General features: G+C 54.3%; 21 protein-coding genes and 1 tRNA gene. All 22 read right to left on the bottom strand.

What is annotated here, in order from left to right; all coding sequences use genetic code 11:
* Window positions 1-25 precede the first annotated feature (25 nt).
* The gene (locus tag EDD73_RS10760) at window positions 26-862 is read right to left on the bottom strand and encodes an FAD/NAD(P)-binding protein (RefSeq protein WP_131919799.1); all 837 of its coding nucleotides are present in this window, start codon (window positions 860-862) and stop codon (window positions 26-28) included.
* The gene (locus EDD73_RS10755) at window positions 855-1868 is read right to left on the bottom strand and encodes a 4Fe-4S dicluster domain-containing protein (RefSeq protein ID WP_165876463.1); all 1014 of its coding nucleotides are present in this window, start codon (window positions 1866-1868) and stop codon (window positions 855-857) included. The genes EDD73_RS10760 and EDD73_RS10755 overlap by 8 nt, the downstream gene beginning before the upstream one ends.
* 16 nt (window positions 1869-1884) lie before the next feature.
* Window positions 1885-2808, bottom strand: coding sequence for a 4Fe-4S dicluster domain-containing protein (locus EDD73_RS10750; RefSeq protein ID WP_243116887.1), 924 nt, complete (start codon window positions 2806-2808; stop codon window positions 1885-1887).
* Window positions 2805-3206, bottom strand: a complete 402-nt coding sequence (locus tag EDD73_RS10745) for a hydrogenase iron-sulfur subunit (RefSeq protein ID WP_243116889.1) — start codon at window positions 3204-3206, stop codon at window positions 2805-2807. The genes EDD73_RS10750 and EDD73_RS10745 overlap by 4 nt, the downstream gene beginning before the upstream one ends.
* Window positions 3207-3334: 128 nt before the next feature.
* Window positions 3335-5317 carry a CoB--CoM heterodisulfide reductase iron-sulfur subunit A family protein gene (locus tag EDD73_RS10740; protein WP_131919796.1) on the bottom strand — a complete coding sequence of 661 codons (1983 nt, stop codon included), beginning with the start codon at window positions 5315-5317 and terminating at the stop codon, window positions 3335-3337.
* A gap of 11 nt (window positions 5318-5328) precedes the next feature.
* Complete coding sequence (locus EDD73_RS10735; protein WP_131919795.1) at window positions 5329-6204, bottom strand: CoB--CoM heterodisulfide reductase iron-sulfur subunit B family protein; 876 nt, start codon at window positions 6202-6204, stop codon at window positions 5329-5331.
* Window positions 6201-6773, bottom strand: coding sequence for a 4Fe-4S dicluster domain-containing protein (locus tag EDD73_RS10730; RefSeq protein WP_131919794.1), 573 nt, complete (start codon window positions 6771-6773; stop codon window positions 6201-6203). Before EDD73_RS10730 ends, EDD73_RS10735 begins: the two co-directional genes overlap by 4 nt.
* 137 nt (window positions 6774-6910) lie before the next feature.
* Entirely contained in the window at window positions 6911-7756 is an 846-nt protein-coding gene (gene fdhD, locus EDD73_RS10725; RefSeq protein WP_131919793.1) for a formate dehydrogenase accessory sulfurtransferase FdhD, read from the bottom strand.
* 12 nt (window positions 7757-7768) lie between these two features.
* The gene (locus EDD73_RS10720) at window positions 7769-8434 is read right to left on the bottom strand and encodes a DUF1405 domain-containing protein (RefSeq protein ID WP_131919792.1); all 666 of its coding nucleotides are present in this window, start codon (window positions 8432-8434) and stop codon (window positions 7769-7771) included.
* A 32-nt stretch (window positions 8435-8466) separates the two neighbouring features.
* Window positions 8467-9069: a metallophosphoesterase family protein gene (locus EDD73_RS10715; RefSeq protein WP_131919791.1), complete on the bottom strand. Its 603-nt coding sequence runs from the start codon at window positions 9067-9069 to the stop codon at window positions 8467-8469.
* 25 nt (window positions 9070-9094) lie between these two features.
* Window positions 9095-10216 (bottom strand): Nif3-like dinuclear metal center hexameric protein, encoded by a 1122-nt coding sequence (locus EDD73_RS10710; protein ID WP_131919790.1) that lies wholly within the window; start codon window positions 10214-10216, stop codon window positions 9095-9097.
* Window positions 10171-10935 (bottom strand): tRNA (adenine(22)-N(1))-methyltransferase, encoded by a 765-nt coding sequence (locus EDD73_RS10705; protein WP_131919789.1) that lies wholly within the window; start codon window positions 10933-10935, stop codon window positions 10171-10173. The genes EDD73_RS10710 and EDD73_RS10705 overlap by 46 nt, the downstream gene beginning before the upstream one ends.
* 68 nt (window positions 10936-11003) lie before the next feature.
* Window positions 11004-11078, bottom strand: a tRNA-Ile gene (locus tag EDD73_RS10700).
* Window positions 11079-11176: 98 nt separating this feature from the next.
* Window positions 11177-12283 (bottom strand): RNA polymerase sigma factor RpoD, encoded by a 1107-nt coding sequence (gene rpoD / locus EDD73_RS10695; protein ID WP_131919788.1) that lies wholly within the window; start codon window positions 12281-12283, stop codon window positions 11177-11179.
* Window positions 12273-14186: a DNA primase gene (gene dnaG / locus EDD73_RS10690; protein ID WP_131919787.1), complete on the bottom strand. Its 1914-nt coding sequence runs from the start codon at window positions 14184-14186 to the stop codon at window positions 12273-12275. The genes rpoD and dnaG overlap by 11 nt, the downstream gene beginning before the upstream one ends.
* A 206-nt stretch (window positions 14187-14392) precedes the next feature.
* Window positions 14393-15394 (bottom strand): deoxyguanosinetriphosphate triphosphohydrolase, encoded by a 1002-nt coding sequence (locus EDD73_RS10685; protein WP_131919786.1) that lies wholly within the window; start codon window positions 15392-15394, stop codon window positions 14393-14395.
* 22 nt (window positions 15395-15416) lie between these two features.
* Window positions 15417-16004, bottom strand: coding sequence for a flavodoxin family protein (locus tag EDD73_RS10680; RefSeq protein WP_131919785.1), 588 nt, complete (start codon window positions 16002-16004; stop codon window positions 15417-15419).
* 146 nt (window positions 16005-16150) lie between these two features.
* Window positions 16151-17629, bottom strand: coding sequence for a stage IV sporulation protein A (spoIVA, locus tag EDD73_RS10675; protein WP_131919784.1), 1479 nt, complete (start codon window positions 17627-17629; stop codon window positions 16151-16153).
* A gap of 292 nt (window positions 17630-17921) precedes the next feature.
* On the bottom strand, window positions 17922-18956 hold the full coding sequence (locus EDD73_RS10670; protein WP_131919783.1) for an NAD(P)H-dependent glycerol-3-phosphate dehydrogenase: 1035 nt from the start codon (window positions 18954-18956) through the stop codon (window positions 17922-17924).
* Between the two features lie 51 nt (window positions 18957-19007).
* A complete protein-coding gene (gene plsY / locus EDD73_RS10665) occupies window positions 19008-19601 on the bottom strand; it encodes a glycerol-3-phosphate 1-O-acyltransferase PlsY (RefSeq protein WP_131919808.1) in 594 nt (197 codons plus the stop codon).
* Between the two features lie 13 nt (window positions 19602-19614).
* Window positions 19615-20946 carry a ribosome biogenesis GTPase Der gene (der, locus tag EDD73_RS10660; RefSeq protein WP_131919782.1) on the bottom strand — a complete coding sequence of 444 codons (1332 nt, stop codon included), beginning with the start codon at window positions 20944-20946 and terminating at the stop codon, window positions 19615-19617.
* Window positions 20928-22319 (bottom strand): DUF512 domain-containing protein, encoded by a 1392-nt coding sequence (locus EDD73_RS10655; RefSeq protein ID WP_131919781.1) that lies wholly within the window; start codon window positions 22317-22319, stop codon window positions 20928-20930. The genes der and EDD73_RS10655 overlap by 19 nt, the downstream gene beginning before the upstream one ends.
* Window positions 22320-22400: the final 81 nt, after the last annotated feature.

Raw genomic sequence — 22400 nt, 5'->3', positions numbered from 1 at the left:
GCAACTTCATTCAAACACTCCGGCGCTAATACTCATTCGGTAACTCATGCAGCTGATCCAATCGATACACCGGGCCATCAAGGCAAACATAGCTGTGGCCGATATTACACCGGCCGCACTTGCCAATCCCGCACTTCATGCGCATCTCCAGCGTTGTATAGATATTTTCCGGCTGGAAGCCCAGCTTACGCAATACGTTCAACGTAAACTTGATCATGATCGGCGGCCCGCAGAGCACACAGACCGTATTCGCTACCTCCGGCCGTAACTCCTCCACATAAGCCGGTACAAACCCGACATGGCCCTGCCACTCATCATCACCGTTATCGACCGTCATCGATACGGTAAAATCCTCAACAGCCGGCCAATGCTTCGTGAGATCGTCCAGAAAAATCAGATCGGCCGGCGTACGGGCACCGTAGACCAAATGCAGCTTACCATAATCAGCGCGATGATCAACACAGTAGCGCACGACAGAACGCACCGGCGCCAAACCAATCCCGCCGCCGATAAACAACACATTCTTCCCCTGCATCTCGGTCATGGGAAAGCCGTTACCGTAAGGACCGCGCAAACCCACTTGCTGACCTTCGGCCATCTCATGCAGTTCATCAGTCAGACGGCCGACCTTCTTGATCGACAGTTGCAGATGATCGCCGCCATCGGTCGCCGAAAACATCGCTTCCCCGACACCCGGCAGTGACAGCATCGCTAATTGGCCGGGCAAGGTATGAAAAGGTGCCGAGCAACGGCCCCCTTGATCACGAAGCGCCAGGTAAAAGGTCTTCACATCCGGTGTTTCATCAATGATCTTTGTCACCGTAACGCTCTGAGGGATCAATTCACGTTGCCCTTCACCCATCCAAGGTCACCTCGCCAACTTCTTTGATCACATCGGTGATCTCGATATGCACCGGACAACGGGCGACACAACGGCCGCAGCCTGTACATTGCCACTTGCCGTAACGCTCAGGAAAATAGCGTAACTTATGCATAAACCGCTGCCGGACACGCTCTTTTTTACCGGGCCGGGGATTATGACCGCCGGCCATCACCGTATATTCCGTAAACATGCAAGCATCCCAGCAGCGAATCTTTGTTCCCTCATGAGCATTGCGGCGATGGTCCGTCAGATCAAAACAGTGGCACGTCGGGCACAAGAACGTGCAGGCACCGCAGTTTAAGCACGTTGCCGCCAGTTCATCCCAATAGGGATGCTCAAACATCTCCACTAACTTTTTATCGATGCCTTCCGGATTCACCGCCCGGGTACATGCCTGGGCTTTTGCCGGCGGTTCGATGGTCTCCACCAACAGCCCTTTTTCGGCCAAGCGCGCAACGATTTCTTCGCCGCGCGCTGTACGCGCCTCCACACCGTAACCATCCGTCAGTATGTGGAGTTGCACATCCGTTGATGCATGTTCCGCCGGCTCAAGCCCCATAGACGTACAAAAACAGTCCGGTCCCGGCGTTGTACAAGCCAATGCGACCAGCGTTGTGGCCGCCCGCCGCTTGGCATAAGCAGCATCTTGAGGCTCACGGCTTAAAAACACATCATCCTGGCAAAGAATCGCCTGCACATCACAGGAATGAATTCCCCAGATGATCGTCGGCGGTACTTCTTGCTCGACCGCTTCAAAAGTCACATCCATGCCGTAAGCACTGTAGCGGTAGAGGCTTTCCGTCTCCGGCAGCAAGATTTCTTTGGGGCTGACCGCTGGCGGCGTTGCTTCTAGATCAAGCGTCACCGCTGGGGACCAGGGGGCAAAGCGCGTCACACCGGCCACCTTGGCCGGCACCCAGACGGTTGCCTGGCCCGCCAACAGGGCCAAGGCATCGGCCAGATTTTTTTTGGCTAACGCTTTCAATCGCTTTTCACCTGCCTTAGAGGAATTCTTCCGGGTCATCGGTTTGATAGCGTCCCAACGGCGGTACGACCGTTTCGTCCACACCGGCATCATAGGGGCCGAAAAGCGCTTCAATATCTTGCTGCAGTTTGCGGTTGACCGTCATGATCGGAATGTCCATGGGGCAAACCCGTTCACATTCACCGCAGTCGACGCAGCGCCCGGCCACATGCATGGCTCGGGTGATCGCGAAGAAGGCATTGGCCGACGATGTGGCCGCTTTACTGACCCAGCCTTTTTTCTCCGTATCAAAAATACAGTCACGGCAATTGCATGCCGGACAAACGTTGCGGCAAGCATAACAACGAATGCACTTGTCATGCTGCTCCGCCCAATAGGCTTCTTTCTCGGCCGCTGTCTTCCCTTCCAGTTGGGCCACCTGGGCCATGCGCTCACCGGCGCGGCTGCCCACACCGACTTTCCGCGCGGCTTCCGCCGTTACACCGGTCGGTGCCGACGGTTGCTTGGAAACTTCCACACCGCCCAGGACCTGATCGGCCATGACCGGGTTGGGAAAGCGGCACTCGGCACATTTCGTCAAAAGCGAACCGGCTTCATCAACCATACCCGGACAGGGTAGGCCGATCACCAGCACCTGCTCCGGCGTGATCTGTTGATCCTGCAAGAGGCGCACGACGCCGCGGCTATCACAGCCTTTGACAAAGATCGCCCGCTTCTTGTCATTGTTGCGGTGATCGAGGAGCAACGCCGATAAGTTCGATACCGCGTATTGATCGTAGGCCAGCCGATCGGCTTTGGCGGCATCTTGAATATATAAGGGCGACGTCAGCGTCGGCCGACTGCCTTTTTTCCATCCATACACACCGGCGACGGTACCGGACTCCAGCAGTTCCCGCGCCAGTGTACGCATCGCTACATTTACATTATGCAATTCCTTCAAGGCTCTACCTCCCTCCAGAGACGGTTCGGTCCCAGTGGGCGCACTTGTTCGGTCAGTTCAGTCACAACATCGCGGAATTTCGGCGCTTCCGAACCAGAAATCCACCGTGCTTGAAAGCGGCGCGGATCGACACCCATAAAGGTGAGCAAGCGCTGCATCAATAAAAACCGGCGGCGCGTAAAATAGTTGCCTGTTCCATAATGGCAATCACCGGGGTGGCAACCGGCCACCAGCACTGCATCGGCACCTTTTTGAAAAGCCCGCAAGACAAACTGCGGATTGACCCGGCCGGAGCAGGGCACCCGCACCAGCCGCATATTCGGCGGATACTGCATGCGCGACAGCCCCGCCAAGTCCGCACCGGCGTAGGTACACCAGTTACAAGCAAAGCCGACAATATAGGGTTGCCATTCGCCGTTTTTGGTCTTGCCCGTATCCGGCGCCGCTGTTGGTGGCGGATCGAGTACCGGCAGGCCCACATGGCCCTCCGTGACGGCGCAATCGGCCGGCGAACCCGATTTGGGGCTTAGCGCTGACATAAAGCATCCACCTCCGCCATGATTTGTTCATCGGAAAAGCCGCCCATATTCATCGCACTGGACGGGCAGGCAACGGTACAAGCGCCACAGCCCTGGCAAAGGCCGCTGTTGATGGTCGATACCATCCGTTCGCGCATCTTACCATGAATCCGTTCCTGCTTGGGCTGCCGTGTAATCGCTTTGTAGGGGCAGATGGTTACACAAAGACCGCAGCCGGAACACATTGCTTCATTGCACTGGGCGATCATCGGTTCCCCCGTCAGTTCTGTTTTGGTCAGCAAGGCGGAGGCTTTGACGGCCGCCGCTGAACCTTGGGCCACCGAATCAGGAATATCCTTGGGGCCTTGACAAGCGCCGGCCAGGAAAATACCGCCCGTTTGCGTTTCTACCGGCTTCAGTTTGGGATGAGCTTCTGTGTACCAGCCATGGGCATCATAAGCGATCCCCAGCGTCCGGGCCAGTTCCCGGGCGTCATGTTGCGGATCCATCCCCGCCGCCAGGACCACCAGATCCGCTTCGATTTCCACCGGGCGGCCCAAAAGCGAATCGTCGCCGCGCACGATCAACCGATCGCCCACTTGGAAAATCTTCGACACACGCCCACGGATATAGTGGCCGTCATAATCGACCTGCGTGCGCCGGTAAAATTCTTCATAATTTTTACCGCCGGTGCGCACATCCATATAGAAGATGTATGATTTCGATGCTGGCAGTTTTTCCTTGAGTAGCGTCGCTTGTTTGGCCACATACATACAGCAAGTCTTGGAACAATAAGGTCGATTCTTCGCTTCATCGCGGGAACCGACGCATTTAATAAACACAATGTTCTTTGGTTCTTTGCCGTCAGAAGGCCGCTTGATCTTGCCGGATGTCGGCCCGGAGGCATTCAATAAGCGCTCCAAGTGCATCCCCGTGATCACATCAGGGATCCGGCCGCCGCCGTATTCTTCATAAGCGCTGATATCAAACTGCTGATAGCCCGTGGCGACCACGATCGTACCAAAACGCTCTGTGACGACTTCATCTTGATCATCAAAGCGGATCGCGTCGGTCGGGCAAATCTTCTTACAGATCCCACATTTGCCAGTCTGCAAATAGCGACAATGAGGCGCATCGATGACCGGTTTATTGGGCACCGCCTGCGGAAAGGGCACATAGATGGACTTACGAGGACCCATTTCCATCTCAAACTCCGAAGGCACTTTGCTGGGACATTTTTGAATACAAGCGCCGCAGCCGGTACACCGCTTGGTATCGACATAGCGTGCTTTTTTGCGAATCGTCACATCAAAAGAGCCGATAAAACCGCCGACCGACTCCACTTCGGCATAGGTCATCAGCTCCACATTGGGATGCTGGGCCACTTCCACCATTTTTGGCGTCAAAATACAAGCGGAGCAATCCAGCGTGGGGAAGGTCTTGTCGATCTGGGCCATCCGCCCGCCAATCGAATGTTCCCGGTCCAGCAGCGTCACCGGAAAGCCGTTATCAGCGATGTCCAGGGCCGCTTGAATCCCGGCAATTCCGGCGCCGATAACCAGAGCGCGCTTGGTCATGGGAATCGTTGCCGCCTTCAAGGGCTCATTCTTGAGCACCTTGGCCACACCCATGCGCATCAAGTCGATGGCTTTTTCCGTGCCGGCTTCTTTATCGGCATGCACCCATGAGCAATGCTCACGAATATTCACCTGCTCGACCATGTAAGGATTAAGCCCGCACCGACCGGCACATTTGCGGAAAGTCGTTTCATGCATCCGCGGTGAACAAGCCGTAACGACATACCCATCCAAATTGTGTTCCTTCACGGCCTCTTGAATCAACACTTGTCCCGGTTCCGAACACATATACTTATATTCCTGGGCATGGACAACGCCCGGCATGGCTGCGGCTTCATCAGCCACTTGCTTACAATCCACCGTGTGGGCAATGTTGCTGCCGCAGTGACAAACAAAAACTCCTATTCGCTTCATCTTTTACCTCCTCAGCCGCTGGCCGGGACCGGCAACGATTGCAACAGGCCCGTTGCTTCCACAAAGTGGCGATCAAGTCCCAGTGTTTTCATCGGCAGACCAAAAGCGAAGCCCATCAGTTCCGTAAAGTAATAGATCGGCAATCCCAGGGAACGGCCTAATTTTTTTTCGGCGGTCCCTTGCCGCATATCGAGATTGGATGTGCAAAGCGGACAAGGTGTCACTACACAATCGGCGCCGGCCAGCTTTGCATACTTCAGGACTTCTGCCGTCATCTGCACGCCTGTATCGGGTCGCGTCAGGGTCAAACTGCCGCCGCAACATTCCGTTTTATAGCCCCATTCCACCGGTGTGGCCCCGAGCCGTTCCATCAAGTGATCCATCGTCATGGGATTTTCCGCTTCATCCATGGCGATCGCACGGGGTTTCACCAGTAAACAGCCGTAGTAGCAAGCCACTTTCAATCCCTGCAAGGGACGGCGGATCTGGGCTGCCAATGCACTGTCATCGATATCATGTACCATGATCTCCAAAAGTGAACGAGCCACAATGGCACCGCTCAATTCTTCTTCAATCACTTCTTCCATTTCCCGACGCTTTAGCGGATCCCGTGCCGCCACTTCCGCCGCTTTGATGCGCTGGTAACAGGCGGCACAAGGAACAGCCACTTCACGAAACCCCTGTTGCTCCGCCAAGGCCAGATTGCGCGCCGGCAAAGCGATCGACAACAACGGATCATGGTTATGGGCCGATGAAGCGCCGCAGCAATTCCAATCGCGGATCTCCTTCATATCCATATTGAGATGGCGAATCACCGCATCAGCAGACAGGCCATACTCGATGCCGGTTCCAGTCAACGAACAACCAGGATAGTACCCATATCTCACTTGATTTCACCTCGCTTTTTGCGCACATTGGCAAAGATGCGCGCTACAGCTTCCGGGTTTTCAATCTTTTTCGGCAAAAAATGCAATTTGCCTTGAGCCAGCATGGCCGGCCCAAATTCAGCATTGCTAAACAAGTTGCCGGTCAATACATTTAAGCGCGCCATCATGCCCACTTCATGCAGCAATCCATGATCCTCCACGGACTGCAAAAACAGATCATGAAAAGTTTTGCTGGTTTTATCCGAGACCAGTCCCGCTCTTTGCGCTTCAATGCGCAGCGACTCCATCAGCCGCGCCGGTTCCACTTCCCGTGGACAGCGCACGGAGCAAGTTTCACAAGCGGCACAAGCCCAGATACTATAGGAAGAAAGTACTTCGCGAATCAATCCCATTTGAATCATGCGGATTAACTGGCGAACTGTATTTTCCATCGCAAAAGCCGTTGGACAACCGGCGGCACATTTGCCACATTGATAACAAAGAGCGGTATCAATGCCGTACACCTCTTTAAGCCGACGGCGAAAATCTTCGCTATTGTCGACGGTCGTAGATACCATCACGGTCCCCATTTTGCGTCCCTCCTTTGGAGTAGCCCGGTAACCCTAAAAAAAAATCCAGTGTCCGTCATGGGAAATCCCCTGTCAAACAACCGGATGTCGATATATTAATCCTATCACGGATAGTAGAAAAAACCTAGTGGTGGAAATTACAAATCACAGATTATCCGCCCCGGATGAGTATAAATATTCATCCGCCGTCCCCGGACAAAACCGATGACGGTCACACCGATCTCTTCGGCCAACTTGAGGGCCAGATCGGTCGGTGCAGAGCGGGAAGCCAGCAAAGGAATGCCCATCTTCGCGACTTTCAGCAAGATTTCCGAAGAGATTCGTCCCGATGTCAGCAAAAAACATTCATCCAGCGGGATCGCTGCCCGGAAACAGTGGCCGATGATCTTATCGACGGCATTATGACGCCCTACATCTTCCCGAAAGATGGTGATGCCTTGCGCACTGGCCAGCGCCGCCCCGTGCACACCGCCGGTCTCACGATACAGATCCGATCGCCCTTGCATCTCGCCCATCGCCTGGAGAATCTGCTCCGCCGACACTTGCAGCGGGCGATCGTGGAGGGGACGCACCAGTTGCGTATCGGTCACATCATAATAAGTCGTTCCTTTGCCGCAGCCCGTCGTCACATACCGTTTCATAAACGTCTTCGGCGCGATCAGTGATGTTTTTCCTTCCACAAACACCTGCCCCGTCACCCGTTCCCAGCGCAGCTCCGTCACGTCCGACAAGTCTCGAATAAAACCTTCGGCCACCAAGAACCCCAGAGCCAGATCTTCCAGATACTCCGGACTGGCCAGCAGCGTCACCAGTTCCTCCCCGTTTACATAGATCGTCACCGGCGATTCACAGACAACCGGATCGTCTTTTTCCTGCTTCCGGCCGTCAGCGATGCGCTCGATCGAAACAAGGCGGTATGGTTGCTCATACCGCCTTGTTTGATCGAAGCGTTCACCGGAACCGCTTATATTTTCATCTTGCACTGACGATGCCTCCTACTCCAGATGCCCCGTTTCCACCGGAATATAGCGGCGGACGCGAAAACCCGGCTGCCGTACCGGACGTTGCCGGAGTTGTTGATAGGCCAACAGGATCACCAGTACCGAAAGCACAACCGCACTGATCCACGCCCAGTGGTACTGGCGAAAATCAAACAGTGTCGGGTAAATGTTCAATCCATAGTCAGCGGCGTCATTAAAGACAATCCACAGACTAACCCACTTCCAGGTGATCGTGGAAAAGGCGAATCGCGGCCAAAACAACAGCGCCTGCACGGCCATGCCCAGATGGGACAATCCCAACATCCAGTTGACGATCGACGGGCCTCCGGCTAGATAGGCCCCATGGATATTCAGGATCACCGCCCACAGGCCGTATTTGATCAATACCGCCGGCGCCAGGCAATTCAGCCATGATGAGTGCGTCCCCATCAAACGTAGGACCAAGATGATCGTAAAATCCAGCGAAGCCAGCGGGCTGTCCGGAACCAAAAGCCAAAGATACCAGGGCGTATCGGCTAATTGTTCTTTGTACCACCAGAATCCATAAAGAGTACCCACAAAATTAATCAAGATCAACAAGAGTATGATTTGATCACGTTCAAGCCACCGTCGCAACCGTTCCGTCTGCTTCTGCAGGCCACTAACCAGAAAAGGGGCCATCCTGTATCTCACCTCATCCTCTCTTTTCCTAGCTATGGCAGTCGCATCAATGTAACTTGGGCCTGTTCATCATCAAATATGGCCAAACTGCCACGCCGATGATCGCGCGGTACCCCTAAGGACCCCACACCGATAATATATCGTTCACCGGGCTGTAACCGAAGCGGCTGATGCTCCGTAAACGGTACCTCTTGAACATCACCGTCATTCCAAATATAACACGTAGCCAAGTGCGTATGACCATGAAAACAAACCGTAAAGTCATCGGCCAAAAAATTACGCCAGGCCATCTCCGGAGAATGGATGCGCGTCGAATCGGCACGCAGCGGTCCGCCATGAACAAACAACAGACCGTCTTCACGCCGGGCCAGCGGCCACGAACCATAATAGTCCCACAGTGCCGGGCTCACATCGGCCGGTCGCGGATACCTTTCGACAAAACGATCGCAATTTCCTTTAATCCCCAGCACATGGGCATGATGAAAAAGGGTCAGACAATCGGCCAATCCATCAGTGTCACCATAAGGCAAGACATCACCTAAAAAAATCAAGCGATCCGTTGCTTGCAGCAGGGCCAAGGCTGCCGCCGTCTGAAGTGCATTGCCGTGCACATCGGCAAAAAGACCCCAACGCATCACCGGACTCCCCTTTCATCCTCCCTTACCAAAAGGTAAAGGGATCTTGATTCTGGCGATGCGGCACCACGGTCAGGGGCACCTTCGCCTCCCCGGCACAACGGGTTAAATAAGTACAAAGCGCTGCGATCACCGGTTGCTCTGTAGCATAATGCCCGGCATCCAGTACATCAATTCCCAATTCCAGCGCCATTTGCGCTTCATGATATTTCACATCACCGGTAAGCAACAAATCAGCGCCTTGCATCGATGCTGGGCGCAACAAACTCATGCCGGAACCGCCACAAAGAGCAATCTTCCGGACAATCCGCTGGCGATCACGGCCGATCCAGCGCAATGCCGGTATGGACAGGCGCGATTTCACCAGGTCCACCAGATCTTCCACGGTCATCGATTGCGCTAACCAGCCGTAGCGCCCCAGGCCTTGGGCGGGGCCGCGGTTGACCAGTCCATACACATCATAGGCCACTTCTTCGTAAGGATGCGCTTTCAGCATCGCTTTCAGTACGCGCGACAATTGCGATTTACGGACAATCGCTTCCACGCGGCACTCTTGAACTTCTTCCATCACACCGGTTTGCCCGATAAAAGGCTGCGCACCCGGTAACGGTAAAAAGCTGCCCAGCCCTTCCGTGCGAAAGGTACAATGGGAATAATCGCCCAGTTGTCCGGCACCGGCGTCACCCATGGCTTTACGCACCATCGCTTCCTGCGCCAGTGGGACAAAAACCACAATCTTCATCAGTTCTTCCGCGCGATCATCGGCCAGCGGCCGCACTTCTTGCAGTCCCAGCGTCTCGGCCAGCACGTCATTCACACCGCCGGTCGCACTGTCTAAATTAGTATGGGCCGCATACACTTGCAGTTGTTCGGCAACCAGCGTACGGATCAGGGCACCTTGCGGTTGATCCCAGCGCAAGGCTTTCAAGGGCTTAAATAAAAAGGGATGATGGGTGACGATTAGCTGACATCCGGCTGCCAGCGCCCCGTCAATCACCTGCTGATCCAAATCCAGGGCTACATAGACCCCATCGATCGCTGCAGCGGGACTTCCTACTTGCAGGCCAATGGCATCCCAATCTTCCGCCAGCCTTTTCGGTGCTAGCTGTTCGATCCATTGGATGATTTGTGCGCAAGCAACAGCCATTCTTTCACCATCTCCAGATTCTTGATTCGTTCCGCTTTATGGCCGATCGCTGCCGTATCGGGCTGTTTGCTGCGCCCCATCCCGGCAAGCGCTCGCCGGTCTCGCTCCAGTAACCGCTCGATCAGGGTGACCAACAGCGGGTGGCGCCGCTCCAGCAACAGCGGTCCCAACTCGGCGCTCAAGGATTGCACATAAGCCGGCCAATCGGGATGCTGCAACTGGGCCTGCCCGTTGCCACGGTGCATCTGCATCACTTCATAGATGCGTGGCCCTTCAGCAATTAGATCTTCCTGATTAAAAAACCAGCCATGGTCCGCCAGCCATGTTCGTAATCCCGTCGCTCCCTCTAAGGGCTGCAAGATCAAGCATTCGACACCGGCAAGCTTGCCCTGCGCCATACCTTCATCAAGGATGTGCCGGATCGTGCCGCCGCCCATACCGGCGATGACGATGGTTTGCACCTCGCCCGGCGCGATCACCTCCAGGCCATTGCCTTCGCGCACATGCACACGATCAGCAACGCCATAAAGGGCCACATGCTGCCGAGCCGTTGCGAGCGGACCGGAATGAATATCACCGGCTACCGCCATCGGTACCGCACCTTGCCGCACCAGCGAAACGGGAATATACGCATGATCAGTGCCAATATCGGCCATGCCCCATCCCTGGGGAATGGCATCATGGATCCAAGCTAAACGCGGACTCAATAGGACGGTCATGATTCGTTCCTTTCTTGATACAAAAACCCCGTCTGCCACCAGAGCAGACGGGGTCGCTTAAAACAAATTGGTGGGCCCACCTGGGATCGAACCAGGGACCAACCGGTTATGAGCCGGCCGCTCTACCGCTGAGCTATAGGCCCGTGGGCAATATTATACCCCACTTGCCCACCTTCGTCAACGGGTGAACGGACCAATTCTTGCGATTGGCTGGAGCCGCTCAGGGCGGGTATCGCCTCGGCTAATCCAAATAATCTTTTAACTTCTTGCTGCGGCTGGGATGGCGCAACTTGCGGAGCGCTTTGGCTTCAATCTGCCGGATCCGCTCCCGGGTTACCCCAAACTCTTGTCCCACTTCTTCTAACGTCCGTGACCGGCCGTCATCGAGGCCAAAGCGGAGGCGCAACACCTTCATTTCCCGCGGTGTCAGCGTTTCCAGCACTTCTTCCAGTTGCTCTTTGAGCAGGATAAAGGAAGCGGCTTCCGCCGGGGCCGGTGCATCTTGATCTTCAATAAAATCACCAAGATGGGAATCTTCTTCTTCACCGATCGGCGTTTCCAGGGAGACCGGCTCTTGGGCGATCTTCATGATCTCACGGACCCGCTCGACAGGGATGTCCATTTCTTTGGCAATTTCTTCGGGTATGGGCTCACGGCCGTATTCCTGCAGCAACTGGCGCGAAACGCGAATCAATTTGTTGATGGTCTCCACCATGTGCACCGGAATCCGGATCGTCCGTGCTTGATCAGCAATCGCCCGCGTAATCGCTTGGCGAATCCACCACGTAGCATAAGTAGAAAATTTATAGCCCTTACGGTAGTCAAATTTTTCTACCGCTTTGATCAAACCGAGATTTCCTTCCTGAATCAAGTCCAGGAATAACATCCCCCGGCCCACATACCGTTTGGCAATGGAAACGACGAGGCGCAAATTGGCTTCTGCTAAGCGGCGCTTGGCTTCTTCATCGCCTTCTTCCATGCGCTTGGCCAGGGAGATCTCCTCTTCGGCCGAAAGCAACGGTACCCGGCCGATTTCCTTGAGATACATCCGCACCGGATCATCAATACCGACACCTTCCGGAACGGAAAGATCAACTTCAATCTCTTCTTCTTCCCGAATCACCGGTTCTTCCGTCTTGACGATGGCTTCAACCTCTTCAGCAGTTCCGGGGACCACCTCAATGCCCATGTTGCCAAGGTTTTCATAGATCTCGTCAATTTGTTCAGGCGTCATTTCAATCCCTTGCAAGGCATCCATGATTTCCTGATAAGTAAGAATCCCTTTTTTCTTGCCCTTGACAATCAGGTCCTTGACGTTTTCCATCTGTTGGACTTGCTCATCTTTCATCCGTGGTTCCCCCCTTGTGCCAGAGCCGTTGATTCCACCGAGTTCCTAACGGCATGGCTCCGTATATGCGCGCCGCGCGATTGCGGGCTTGCTGTAAGCTCGTCAATTGCGGCAAAATATGTCGTACTGTATCCAAATCGCCTTGCTGAGATCGCACTGCAATCTCCAACTCTAAGCGCTCGATTTCACTTAACATCCAGGCGTAGCGTAAGATATTAACACAATCCTCCACGGTTGCTTCATCAGGGCTACCCCAATCGGTCAGCAACAGGGAACTGTAATAAGCACCGGCCGGCGATGCCGCCAGTTGATCCGTTACGGCCATGGTCAAGGAACCAGAGCGTTCTCCTGCAGCGCGTTGCATAGCCTGGACAATCGTTTGGATCTCCGGACTGGCCGGAGGAAATTGATCACCCAAACGCTGCTCCAGCCAGCGCACGCGCTCCCCATCATCGGTCATCCAGTGAATCAGATAGCGCCACGCTTGTTCCAGGCGACTGGCACCGTCGGGGCCTTTCGCTGCCGCCGGGCTTGCTTCTGATGAAACCGTAGCATGTTCAGGAATAGTTTGCCTAGAAATTCCCTTTTTATGCCCCATTTCGGCCCCATTCCGGGCAATTCCTCGCAATTCCGACTCAATCGTATTGGGTGCCAAGTACAACTGTCGTGCCAGCCAATGAATCGTCGCTTCCTGTTCCACAGGACTGCGCATCATCAAAATATCTGGCGCTAACGCTCGCACTAACGCTACTTTCCCATCGACTTGGGCGCCATCATGCTGGGCCGCTTCTTGCCGGTACCGAAACTCAAAAAAAGAGCATGCGCTATCCATAATTCGCCAAAAAGCATCAGTACCATGCTTTTGCAGGTATTCGTCAGGATCTTTTCCATCAGGAAGCGAAATGACTTTTACCTGCGCACCAAGGGGAACAAGGATCCGTCCTGCCTTCACCGTCGCTTCCATTCCCGCTTTATCACTGTCATAACCGATCACCACTTGTGACGCATAACGCAACAGCAACCGTCCCTGGTCTGCCGTCAACGCTGTTCCTAAGGTGGCCACCGCTTGGGGAATACCGTACTGATGACAAGCAATGACATCCATGTATCCTTCGACTAATAAAGCCAATCCTTTTTGCCGAATTGCCGGACCTGCTTTATGCAATCCATAAAGCTGCTGCCCTTTTTTAAATAATGCCGTTTCCGGTGAATTTAAATACTTAGGAACCGTATCATCAAGAACACGTCCACCAAAGCCGATTACCCGTCCACGTACATCATGAATCGGAAACATCACCCGGTCACGAAATCGGTCGTAAGCTCCCTCGCCCTCCGGTCGGCGCACGGCCAAACCAAAGCGCTCCAACTCATCGACGCGATACCCTTCTGCCAGCAAGCGCCGGTAAAGAAAATCCCACCCCGGCGGTGCAAAGCCCAGCGAAAAAGCAATGATCACACTGTCTTGAAGGCCACGGCGGTGAAAGTATTCGCGGGCGACCCGGGCCCGTGCGTCTTCACGCAGGCACTGAAAGAAAAGTTCCGCTGCCCGCTGGTGCAACGCATAGCCGCGTTCCACAAGCGAACGCGCCTCCCGCTGCGCCGGTGTCAGTTCCTTTTCCGGCAAGGTCACTCCGGCTTGTTCCGCCAGCTTGCGCAAGACTTCAGGAAAACTTAAATTCTCGCGAAGCATCACAAAACTAAAGACATCGCCGTGAACACCGCAACCAAAACAATGAAAAACTTGCTTTTCCCCGGAAACACTAAAGGAAGGCGTTTTTTCCGAATGAAAAGGACAAAGTCCCACATATCGGCCGCCTTGGCGTTTCAAAGGTACATATTGAGCCACTACATCGACGATATCCAACCGATGGCGAACCTCATCCACGATACGGGGATCCTGCAATGCTCATCACCCCATCATGATTTCGCCATTATGGGCGTAATTCCTGCTTTTTTGACTCGGTTTCCCGCTTTCCTGTCGCGAGCGAAGGGCAACCTCCCTGTTCAAGTATCTTTTAATTCGCGTCGGAGCTAATATTTCCTTCACAATACGACATTTTTTTTCATCGCGAACGGCTATAGTATGCCAGAAGTTTACAGCCTATAATCTCAACGGGTAAACCAAGGCATGGGCAAAAACATTTTTTCATAGATCTTGAGGGCAAAACGATCGGTCATGCCCGAGATATAATCGACAACCACTCGCTCTAAACCGTCGCGCTCGACATTCGCCAGGTATTCTTCCGGTAAATGTTCCGGCCGGGCCACAAACAAACGATACAGCGCAACCAGTAACTCTTTGGCTTTGGTTTCCTCTTGTTTGGCCACAGAACCAATGTAGACCCGATCAAACATAAATTGCCGCAAGCAGAGTGTCGCTTCTTCCACGGCCGGCGAAAGACGGATGGTCCCTTGCCCCTGAGACGCTTGCACGATATCCATGATCATCGTATTGATCCGCACGCCATGACGATCACCGAGAATGCCCGTACATTCCGCCGGCAAATCATGGCGGCTGATGATCCCGGCCCGCAGCGCGTCATCAATATCATGATTGATGTAGGCAAAGCGGTCGGCCCAGCGAACAATTTGACCTTCCAGCGTCGCCGGTCGGCCACGGCTGTTATGATTGAGAATCCCGTTGCGTACTTCCCAGGAAAGGTTCAACCCTTTACCTTCTTCCAGCAGATCGACGATCCGCAAACTCTGGGCGCAGTGGGAAAAACCGCCGGGGTAGACTTGATCGAGCGCTTCTTCCCCCGCATGCCCAAAAGGGGTATGACCAAGGTCATGCCCCAACGCAATTGCCTCCGTCAAGTCTTCATTAAGTGCCAGTGAACGGGCGATGGTGCGCGCGATCTGCGCTACTTCCAAGGTATGGGTCAGCCGCGTCCGGAAGTGATCGCCTTCCGGCGCGATAAAGACCTGCGTCTTGTGCTTTAAACGGCGAAAGGACTTGGCATGAATGATGCGATCCCGATCCCGTTGAAAACAAGTGCGCATCGGACAAGGATCTTCGGGCCGGCTGCGGCCGCGACTGTTCTTACTGCGAACTGCCAAAGGGGACAGGAGTGCTTCTTCCCGTTGCTCCCAGTCTTCACGCATGATCACGGTCACACCTCCCGTACCTGGATCAGATGCGGCCCAGTTTGGCCATGGCCGCCAAACGGCGTGCTAAAATCTTGGCGCGCTTCAAGCCATCACTGTCATTGGCCGCCGGACGCTGCGCTGATGCGCCAAAGTGGCCGCAGTCGGCATCACCATAGCCGTCGCCGACAATCGTCATGCCTTGGACGAGCAACAGATCATGAAGCGCCCGTGTGGTTGTTTCCTGTCCACCGTATTTGGAAGCGCCGACGGTGACCACACCGGTTGGAATGCCCAGCCACGCTTTCGTGCCGCGTACTTGCCGCGTTTTATCGAAAAAAGCCTTGAGTTGTGCGCTGACGCTGCCAAAATAAACGGGGCTGCCCCATAATACGGCATCGGCTTCGCCGATGATCCGGAAGGCTTCCTCCAGCGCTGTCCCGCGAAAGCAAACGCCGCTGCAAGGATTGGAACAAGCCGTACAGAAGGGATGTTTCGCTGCCAGCACTCGTTCCTGGGCGTGGAGCCAGATCACTTCGATGCCGGCTGCCTGCCATTCTTCCTCGGCTGCTTTTAATAAGGTTACCGTATTGCCGTCACGATTCGGACTGCCATTGACAATTACAATCTTCAACCATCATCGCTCCTATCCGATTTTAAGCCATCCCTACGATATGACCCTTAGTTAATACCACTTCCAATGGCAAAATACCTGCTTTTCTCTCATAACAAAGAAGCCGGGATCGCACTCCCGACTCCTTTGCCTTGTCTCTTGACCACTTAGATAATAATACAGATAAGTCCACCGTGCCCATCGTTGACGATCCGCTGCAGCGTTTCCTGCAGCTTGCCTTGGACGTTTTCCGGCATCCGCTGCAGTTTATTTTGGACACCTTCCCGCACCAGATCATGGAGTGATTTGCCGAATATGTTGGATTCCCAGATCTTTTGCGGGTTTTCTTCAAACTCATCTAACATGTAGCGAACCAGTTCTTCACACTGCTTCTCCGTACCGATGATCGGTGTGATCTCCGTCGTAATGTCAGCGCGAATGATGTGCAGTGACGGGGCGCTGGCTTTGAGTTTGACACCGAACCGGCTACCCTGCTTAATCAATTCCGGCTCTTCCAGGGACATTTCTTCCAGGCTGGGATTGACCATGCCATAGCCGTTTTGACGCACATCCTCCAGGGCACCGGCCACTTTGTCAAACTCCCGCTTGGCCATCGTCAGTTCTTTCATCAGGCGCAGCAAGTCATGCTCTCCGCCGATCCGCAGTCCCGTTTCCGACTGCAGCACTTCGTAGAACATGCCCTCCGGCGCGGTCATCTCGATCGTCGCCGCTCCGGACCCAAGGTTCATCTCCTGCAAAAAGGCTTCGTTGACAAAGTCAAAGCTGCCCAGTTGCTCCACGGCCAGATCAATATCACGTAGCCGTTTGACTTGGGCGATCGTATCCCGAACGGCTTGCTCGAATTGCTGACGCACTGCATGGTCGGCGCTTAATTCTTCGATCCACAAGGGCAAGTTGATGTTCACTTCGGTCACCGGAAACTCATAGAGGGCTTCTTCTAAGATTTTCAGCACATCATGCTGATCAAGCGTCGCCACATTCAGCGGTAACACCGGTACCTGATAGCGCCCCTCCAGTTCATACGCTAACTCGGCCGTATCTTTGGTATGGGGTCGTGTGGAATTCAAGATCACCACAAAAGGCTTGCGCAGTTCTTTGAGTTCCTGAACCACGCGCTCCTCAGCTTCCACGTAGGCTTCCCGCGGCAGATCCGTAACGGAGCCGTCGGAAACCATGACAATGCCGATCGTCGAATGGTCAGCAATCACCTTGCGCGTACCAATTTCCGCTGCATCTTGAAAAGGCATCTCTTCATCGGACCACGGCGTCATGACCATGCGGGGACCGGCTTCCTCCTCATAGCCTAATGCCCCGTCCACTGAATAGCCTACACAATCGACCATCCGCACCCGCATTTTGATCCCGTTTTTGACGCCGATTTCGACGGCTTCATTGGGAATAAACTTCGGTTCTGTCGTCGTAATCGTTCGACCTGCACCAGATTGCGGTAATTCATCGCGCGCCCGTTCCTTATCATGAACGTTCTTGATGTTTGGCAAGACCAGTAATTCCATAAAGCGTTTGATAAAGGTGGATTTACCCGTGCGGACCGGGCCTACCACCCCGATGTAGATGTCGCCTCCGGTGCGATCGCTGATATCACGAAAAATATCGAGCTTCTCCATCGCGGTCTTATCCCTCCTCTTTTGTTTTTTGCCCTAGCCGCCCGGGCAAAAGCGCCCTGAACAAACACAAGCAGGTAATACCGCTACCAATATATGAGGACAACCTCACACCTAGACCTACCAGAGCAGTTCCATTCCAATCGATCCTCAAGAGGTCCCAGAAGAAGGAAGTTAACTCCTCTCAAGCAAGGGTATGAACCCGCATGACTTTCCAGAACAAAAAAAGCAGGATCGACATGCGATCCTGCTTTTTCGCTAGCAGACAAAATCATGATTTCCAACGCTATGTTGCTTAATGGGCCCAGCCTTTGACGCCCTCTTCCACCTCATGGGTTTTTAAGCGTCCCATCAAGTTGGCTACGGCCTCGGACGGTGCGACGCCTTCCAAAAGAACGCGATAGCATTGGGTAACGATGGGCATTTCGACGCCCAGGGTCTGCGCCATTTGATAGGCCGCTTCGGTGGTGCGAATGGCTTCCACGGTTTGACCGACCGCATCGAGGGCAGCCTGCAACTTTTTGCCTTTACCAATGAGTACGCCAAAACGCATATTCCGCGAATGGTGGCTTGTACAGGTAACGACTAAATCGCCGATACCGGCCAGGCCGGAAAAGGTGCTGGCCTGGGCACCGGCCGCCACACCGAGACGAGTGATTTCCGCCAATCCCCGTGTCACCAAGGCTGCCTTCGTATTGTCACCAAAGCCCAGGCCTTCGGCGATCCCACAAGCTAAGGCGATGACGTTTTTCAGCGCGCCGCCCAACTCGACACCCAGCAAATCGGGATTGGTATACACACGAAAATGAGGACGCATCAGCAAATCCTGCACCGCTTCGGCCATCGCCCGGGACTCTGACGAAACGACGACCGTCGTCGGAATATCGCGGGCCACTTCTTCCGCATGGCTGGGGCCGGAAAGCACGACGACCCGCTCGGCCATCGCCGCCGGCAGTTCTTCTTTTAAGACTTCCGACGGTCGTTTGCCTGTGCTGGGCTCAATCCCCTTGCATGTGCTGATAATCACCGCATCGGGCGATCCTTTTTTCGCGACCAGCCGCGCCGTTTCCCGGAGCGCCGCCGAAGGCACCGTCAGTAAAATGACCGACGCATCGGTGATCACATCGTCCAGGTTGGCCGTTGCCCGTACCCGTGCCGGCAGCAGCACGCCCGCTAAATAACGACGATTTTCCCGGTATCCATTAATATCCTTCGCCAAGTCGGAACGACGCGACCACAACTGTACCGTCCGATCCGGTTGCGCTAATAAACGCCCTAACGCCGTGCCCCAACTCCCTGCTCCTAATACAGCTACCTTATCTGCTTGCATCCCGAACAGACCTCCTATGACAGTTATTGCATGTTACCGAAGATGGTTTCATCATTTGCGGCGAATGGGATTTTCTTGACCGGCCAATAAGCGTTGTAAATTCGGAATATGCCGGTAGAACACAAAGGCACCGGTAACAACGGCCACGATCTGATAGGGAAAGGGTTTATCCCACCATACCATTAATGCCGGCAACGTAACCGACGCCAACATGGAACCAACGGAAACATAACGCGTCAGCAATACAGAAGCCAAAAACAAAACTACCGTTACGCCCATGACATCGGGCGCCAGCAGCAAAAAAACACCGGCCGCACTGGCCACACCTTTGCCACCTTTAAATCGCATAAACGGCGAAAAGGTATGTCCCAGGATGGCGGCCAAGCCCATCAACACCGCAATCAATTCCCCCTGTGCCAGCCCCCACCAAGCGGCCAGCGCCCCTTTCGATGCATCGCACAACAGCACCAGCGCACCGAGCGGCGCGCCTAAGACGCGAAAGGCATTCGTCGCCCCCACATTGCCACTGCCATGTTGGCGAATGTCGATCCCACGCAGACGACCGGCCAGGTACGCAAAGGGGATGGAACCCAAGACAAAAGCGGCTACCATCAGCAACAGGGATCCAACCCATTCTTGACCCATCATCGCTTCTCGATCACACCTTCTCTTTTTCCCGTTGACGAATGATAAAGCGAATCGGCGAACCTTCAAAGCCGAAGGTCTGACGGAAACGATTTTCAATATGTCGCTTGAAGGAAAAATGGAACAGCTTCTCATCGTTCACAAAGAAAACAAACGTCGGTGGTCTTACATCAGCTTGTGTCACAAACAAAATTTTTAAGCGCCGCCCTTTATCGGAAGGAGCCGGCATGACTCGTAAAATATCGGCCATCACTTCATTAATTACCGATGTGGCAATGCGTCGCGTATTTTGCTCAACAACAAAATCAACCAGTTCTAAGATCTTCGGCAACCGTTGTTTGGTCAAGGCCGACACATAGATCGTCGGCGCATAACTTAAAAACAGCAATTCCGAGCGCACCTTTTTATCAAAACGGGCCATGGTCTTGTCGTCTTTCACGACCAAGTCCCATTTATTGAGTACAAGCACGCAAGGTTTTCCCGCTTCGTGGGCATACCCGGCGATTTTTTTGTCTTGCTCCGTCACGCCCTGGGACGCATCGATGACCATCAAGACCACATCACTGCGGTCAATGGCCCGCAAGGACCGCATCACGCTGTAGCGCTCCACCGCTTCGTCGATCTTCCCTTTACGGCGCATGCCGGCCGTGTCGATCAGCATGTAGTGCTTGCCGTCCCGTTCAAAAAGCGTATCGATAGCATCACGGGTTGTACCGGGAATATCGGAGACCATGACCCGATCTTCACCTAACATCGCGTTGACCAGCGAAGATTTACCGACATTGGGGCGGCCGATAAAGGCAATTTTAATCGCGTCCGGATCCTCATCGCCAGAATCTTCCGGCGGCAGCGCTGCCACTATGGTATCGAGCAGATCGCCTGTATTCATCCCGTGCGATGCCGAGATCGGAATCGGTTCTCCTAAACCTAAACTATAAAACTCCATGTAGCGCTCAGGTTTCGAAAAATCCTCCACTTTGTTCGGAACTAAAAAAACCGGCTTTTTCGACCGGCGCAGCAATTCCGCAATTGCCTCATCACCGGCCGTCAGCCCCTGCCGTCCGTCAACGAGAAAAACGATCACATCAGCTTCGGCGATAGCCGCTTCCGCTTGCAACCGCGTACCTCCTGAGAATACATTATCCTCAGCGCCGCCCAATTCTAACCCGCCCGTATCGACTAAGGTAAACTCTCGCTCTCCCCACTGGGCATGGCGATAAAGACGATCCCGCGTCACCCCGGGCTGATCCTCCACGATCGCCACACGGCCACCGGTAATACGATTAAAAAGTGTGGATTTACCTACATTCGGCCGGCCTACCACAGCTACGATCGGTCTTGCCATAATCCTCTCCCCTTTCGTTGGCGCTTTTGGCGACGCCATAAGGCGGACCAAAAGGCCCCTCCATCTGCTTCAATCACTTCTACAGTTACATCACCAAGCGCAGCGCTGATCATCGCTACCGTCATGCTATCTAAGGTGATATCTCCATCGGCGCGCAACATCGTCGCCGGCAACAATACTCGATCACCCGGCCTTGGCGGGTCATCCAAGGCCTGCAGCGTCGCTACCACATCGCATCCTGTCAACAGCCCCGTCACCGTCACCGTGGGGCCAAAAAAAGTATTCCTTACCGCCACGAGGCGAATGTGCTCCGAACCGGGCAATCCCTGTTCCTGTGCTTGGTCCAGTAATGGCACCAACACCCGCTCGGCCGACACACCAGCGATCACGAAGGTTCTTCCCGTACCTACCGGCGTCACACCAGCCAGCGATGCTTCCATTTGTTCCGACCAACTGTCGATAAACAAGCGGCTGATGCCGATGCCATTTTCCAACTGGCTGAAGTCATCATAAGCTTCCGCCTCAGGAAAAGGCCGCTCGGCCGCCAGATAAAGCTCATCGGCCGCGTAAAAAAGCGATTCGCCACGCTCTGGCCGGGCCACCGCTTGCCACCGCTCCACTTCATCGATCACGGCCGCCGCTTCCTCCGGCGTAAACACCCGCAGCGGGTACAAGCCCTGGCGAAATTGCGTCAGACCCACCGGCACAACAGCCACACTGGCCAGCCCTTCACCGAGGGACCACAGATCTTCAAAGGAACGCGATAAGACTTCACCGTCATTGACGCCGGGACAGCAAACAATCTGCGTATGCACTTGCATCCGTGCATCGACCAGTTGGCGCAATCGCGGCATCAGTTCCGCCGCCTTGGGCTGCGCCAGTAACCGGCTGCGCACCGCCGGATCGGTCGCTTGCACCGATACATATAGCGGACTTAGCCTCATCATCAACAGCCGTGCCCAGTCATCGTCACTCATATTCGTCAAGGTAATAAAGTTACCGTGCCAAAAGGAGTGCCGATAGTCATCATCCTTTTGATAAAGCGAGCGGCGCAACCCCGGCGGCATTTGATCAACAAAACAAAAAAGGCAACGATTGTGGCAACGGCGCATGCCATCAAACGTCGCTTCCGCAAAAGACAATCCCAGATCATCGTCTTCATTTTTTTGCACATGAAAACAAAGAGGCTCCTGCGCGCCTTGAGGCAGCACCTCCAGCGTAACCGCCCGATCGCGAATGAAAAAACCAAAATCCAACACATCGTGAATGGCTTGCCCATTGATCCGCACCAACCGGTCACCCCGTTGAATGCCCAATGATGCTGCCAGTCCACCGGGCTCTACGCCTTCAATCAACCCGCCTGCGGTGCGCACCTTGTAGCCTCCTTACGAACACCCTTACGAACAACAATTCACTGGCTACCCATTATCTTTTCTATTATGCAGGACTACCCT

Source organism: Heliophilum fasciatum, assembly GCF_004341395.1.
GTDB classification, from domain to species: Bacteria; Bacillota; Desulfitobacteriia; order Heliobacteriales; family Heliobacteriaceae; genus Heliophilum; species Heliophilum fasciatum.
Note: the sequence above shows the minus strand (reverse complement) of the source record. Positions and strands in the feature narration are given on the sequence as shown.

Coding starts and splice junctions, on each gene's coding strand:
- EDD73_RS10760 (WP_131919799.1), bottom strand. CDS start 862: ATGGGTGAAGGGCAACGTGAATTGATCCCTCAGAGCGTTACGGTGACA.
- EDD73_RS10740 (WP_131919796.1), bottom strand. CDS start 5,317: ATGAAGCGAATAGGAGTTTTTGTTTGTCACTGCGGCAGCAACATTGCC.
- EDD73_RS10730 (WP_131919794.1), bottom strand. CDS start 6,773: ATGGGGACCGTGATGGTATCTACGACCGTCGACAATAGCGAAGATTTT.
- EDD73_RS10720 (WP_131919792.1), bottom strand. CDS start 8,434: ATGGCCCCTTTTCTGGTTAGTGGCCTGCAGAAGCAGACGGAACGGTTG.
- EDD73_RS10715 (WP_131919791.1), bottom strand. CDS start 9,069: ATGCGTTGGGGTCTTTTTGCCGATGTGCACGGCAATGCACTTCAGACG.
- EDD73_RS10710 (WP_131919790.1), bottom strand. CDS start 10,216: ATGGCTGTTGCTTGCGCACAAATCATCCAATGGATCGAACAGCTAGCA.
- EDD73_RS10705 (WP_131919789.1), bottom strand. CDS start 10,935: ATGACCGTCCTATTGAGTCCGCGTTTAGCTTGGATCCATGATGCCATT.
- rpoD (WP_131919788.1), bottom strand. CDS start 12,283: ATGAAAGATGAGCAAGTCCAACAGATGGAAAACGTCAAGGACCTGATT.
- spoIVA (WP_131919784.1), bottom strand. CDS start 17,629: ATGGAGAAGCTCGATATTTTTCGTGATATCAGCGATCGCACCGGAGGC.
- EDD73_RS10670 (WP_131919783.1), bottom strand. CDS start 18,956: ATGCAAGCAGATAAGGTAGCTGTATTAGGAGCAGGGAGTTGGGGCACG.
- plsY (WP_131919808.1), bottom strand. CDS start 19,601: ATGGGTCAAGAATGGGTTGGATCCCTGTTGCTGATGGTAGCCGCTTTT.
- der (WP_131919782.1), bottom strand. CDS start 20,946: ATGGCAAGACCGATCGTAGCTGTGGTAGGCCGGCCGAATGTAGGTAAA.